The sequence below is a fragment of the Kitasatospora sp. MY 5-36 genome (assembly GCF_001182915.1).
In the GTDB taxonomy this organism is placed as follows: domain Bacteria; phylum Actinomycetota; class Actinomycetes; order Streptomycetales; family Streptomycetaceae; genus Kitasatospora.
The window spans coordinates 1-2,790 of record NZ_LFVW01000537.1; the positions used below are offsets into that span (position 1 = coordinate 1).

Below are 2,790 nucleotides of genomic sequence, written 5' to 3' on the forward strand. Positions count from 1 at the left end.
CGCTGGTCGCCGGGATCGCCGGGGGGACGGCGGTGCTCGGCGAGCGCGGCCGGCAGGCCGTCTCGACCGTGGTCGCGGCCTCGGCCACCGACGTGGCCGTCCCCGGCTCCGCGGGCGGCACGGCCACCCCGAAGGCGCCCGGCGCCCGGGACCCGTTCAACCCCACCCGGGTCAAGGTCGGCGAGGGCACCGCGAACGGCCACGCCTGGGAGGCCTGGGTGGCGCTGTGGCCGACATCCCCCACGAAGGAGGGCGCCCTCAAGCAGGCGCAGCTGATCCGGGCGGAGCGGTACGCCGTCAACCCGGACGTGAAGCCGGTCAGGCAGAGCGACGTCGACAGCAACTGGGACGCGGGCATCGACGAGGTGAACTACTACTACACGGTGGACGGCAAGCGGCAGGCCGACGACTCCGTGCACGCGGTCTCCTCCCCGGGCGGGTACCCGGCCGCGGTCGGCGGCGCGTCGCTCGGCCTCAAGCACGCGACGGGCATCCCGCCGGTGGTGATCGAAGGGGTCCGGGCCGAGGTCGCGAAGGTCGCGGTCGACTGGAAGACCGGCGGCACCACCGAGGCGGTGCCGGTCGCCGTCGGGGACTCCCCGTTCCGCTACTACGGCGTGGTGGCGAAGCCGGGCACCGACGCCGCGAAGATCACCCAGTACGCGGCGGACGGCTCGGTGGTGAGCAGCACCGACAGCTGGCTCCGGACCTCCTGACCACCTGACCGGGCCGGATGGCGGGCTCGACGGAACCGAGCCCGCCGTCCGCGACCCTACTCAGGCGCCAGGAACACGGTCAACGCCGCCCGGCCCCACCGCCCGGCTCACCGTGCCGCCGCCCGGCGGACGGTGAGCCGGGCGGCCGAGACGACCGCGAACAGCAGGCCGCCCGCCAGGAAGAACGGCTCGTAGCCGAAGGTCGCGAACCGGGCCATCGCGTCCAGCCCGGCCCCCGACCGGCCGCCGGTGGCCAGCGCGATCCAGTCCGGCACCGACGGCGCGGCGTGCAGCACCAGCAGCGCGGTGGTGCCCCACAGCGCGAAGCCCAGCAGCCGGGCCGGCACCCGGGCACCCCACCGCCGCACCGGCGCCAGCGCCACCGCCGCGGCCACCGCGCACAGCGGGATCGCGATCACGTCGATCACCAGCAGCGGCGTGCTGCTCCACACCGACAGCCCGTCCGGCAGCCCCAGCCGCCCGTCCGCCAGCCAGTACACGTGCACCAGCGCGAAGGCCACCGCCCACCCCGCCGCCGCGTACCCGGCGCCCCGCGCCACCCGGTTCCACCCCGTGTCCCGTGTCGTCTCCATGCCGTCCACGGTCCCGCGCCGCCCCACCCCGCCGGATCGTCCCGCGGGCGGTACCCCCTCCCCCTCCAGGGGGAACCGGGGGCGGCCGAGGGTCAGTAAGGCAGCAGGCCGTCCGTGGTCAGGTCGAAGTCGAAGGGCTCCGGGACGCGCAGGGTCTCGCCGAAGGAGACGTCCTCGCGGTGGTGGTAGCGGGTGGCGTCCGGCCTGCTGAAGAGGGTGACGGTCTTCTGCCGGGCGTCGATCAGCAGGTACAGCGGGATGGCCATCAGCGGGTAGTCGCGCAGCTTCCCGACCCAGTCGTTCTCGGGGTTGGAGGGCGAGACCAGTTCGACCGCGATCGCGGCCAGCCCGGCGGGCACCTGGTTGTCGGTGGTGGCCAGGGCCTCGTCCGGAACGTACGTCAGGTCGGGGTTGCGGCTCTTGCCGACATTCGGCGAGACCAGGTCGGTGTTCTCGCTCGGCAGCAGCCCGGCCGGAGTGTGCGCGTCGAACTGGCGACGCACCACCAGCAGGTTGCGCTGGTGGATGCCGGAGGGGCTCACCGTCATCGTGATGGTGTCGCCGGAGATCTCGACCTTGAAGCCGTCGGGCAGGCTCCTGCGGGCTTCCTCGAGGAGCGCGAAGTGTTCCGGGGCCATGAGCGCGAAGCCTCCTGAACCGAATGAACCAGGTGGACCGGGGGAACCGGGTGTACCGAATCCGCCGGTGCCGGACACCCAGCGTAGTCGGCCGGCGGGGTGCGGGAACGGCGAAGCCTCCGTAGCGAATTCGCTACGGGGGCTTCCGGGTTGTGGCCAGGGCCGGGGTCGAACCGGCGACCTTCCGCTTTTCAGGCGTTGACGTGGGCGGATGTGAGCCAAGCCTCTGGGCCTCGCCAGCGCTGTGGCCCAGTTCGCTGTGTGCTGCCGTTCAGCCCTGTCTGTAGGTGTTGGCGTACAGGGTGGCGTACGCCAATGCCCTCAGAGAGAAGCGGTCAGAGTGATTCACGACTGCTCGGGAGCCCGAGGCCGCCGCTAGAGTTCGAGTGAATGCTCGACGACCTTCGCTTGGTTCGGGGTGCCGGCCGACTTCCCCTGCGAGACCGCCCTTCGGACGGTTCCTTCAGGAGGGAGCCGCCAGCGGCTACCACCGCTGCGCCAGCCCCAACAGGGGCGGCCAGACTGGGGACCAGCCAGACCGACAGCACCACTCCTATGGTGAGGATTCCACCGAGCGGCATGATCCACCGACCGTAGTTCCGGCTCCGGGTACTCCTTGCGCGGGGGCGTACATTCATAGGGCATACCGTCTTCCTGTGATGGGTCTGTGGACGCGGGTATGGAGCGGCCTTCCGTTGCCCCGGAGGGCCGCTCGCCGTTTCGATGACCACCACTCTGCGACACATGACGCAGTGTCATGGTGCCTGTGTCGCTACCCTTTAGCCCGCATGAAGCTTTTGGAGCCTCTGGATGAATCCGCAGGTCAGACGCCATGCGTTGATG

3 protein-coding genes are annotated in these 2,790 nt (G+C 71.4%); 1 reads left to right on the forward strand and 2 read right to left on the reverse strand.

From position 1 onward, the window contains the following. The coding region (locus AE652_RS29410; RefSeq protein WP_049656951.1) for a hypothetical protein at nt 1–716 on the forward strand (716 nt) is incomplete at its 5' end. A 107-nt stretch (nt 717–823) separates the two neighbouring features. Here AE652_RS29410 and AE652_RS29415 read toward each other — a convergent pair. Together AE652_RS29415 and AE652_RS29420 are read right to left on the reverse strand one after the other, a co-directional pair. Further along, nucleotides 824–1,309, reverse strand: a complete 486-nt coding sequence (locus tag AE652_RS29415; protein ID WP_049656954.1) for a DUF3995 domain-containing protein — start codon at nt 1,307–1,309, stop codon at nt 824–826. Between the two features lie 92 nt (nt 1,310–1,401). Then, nucleotides 1,402–1,947, reverse strand: coding sequence for a Uma2 family endonuclease (locus AE652_RS29420; RefSeq protein WP_049656953.1), 546 nt, complete (start codon nt 1,945–1,947; stop codon nt 1,402–1,404). Between the last annotated feature and the right edge of the window lie 843 nt (nt 1,948–2,790).